The sequence below is a fragment of the Psychrobacter sp. Cmf 22.2 genome (assembly GCF_001921745.1).
In the GTDB taxonomy this organism is placed as follows: Bacteria; Pseudomonadota; Gammaproteobacteria; order Pseudomonadales; family Moraxellaceae; genus Psychrobacter.
Map to the genome: position 1 here is coordinate 1 of NZ_MRYA01000029.1, position 283 is coordinate 283.

Genomic DNA, 283 nt, shown 5'->3' on the forward strand with positions numbered 1-283 from the left:
TAAAAATCGTAATCGCGCAGGCCGTTGCAAAAATGCCAGCGAGTAGTACAAAGTGCTGCGGCCAAATGCAAAAGGCAACAAACAGCGCAATAGTCTCAGTACCTTCCGTCAAACCGTTTAAATAATAAAAGCTTTTATATTTGAACTGTGGTTTATCCAGTTTAAACTTTTCGGCAGCAATGGCAAACGCCAAAAAGCTAGAGCCTGTGCCGATAAAGGTAGCAAGTAATAACGCACCTGCAATGGCGTTCTGTTCAGGATTTGCCAAGATAAAACCCAGCGG

At 43.5% G+C, this 283-nt stretch carries 1 pseudogene; it reads right to left on the reverse strand.

Features of this window, described 5'->3' with window-relative positions:
• Positions 1 to 268: pseudogene (locus BTV98_RS13195) on the reverse strand (CDP-alcohol phosphatidyltransferase family protein); the annotation flags it as partial.
• Positions 269 to 283: the final 15 nt, after the last annotated feature.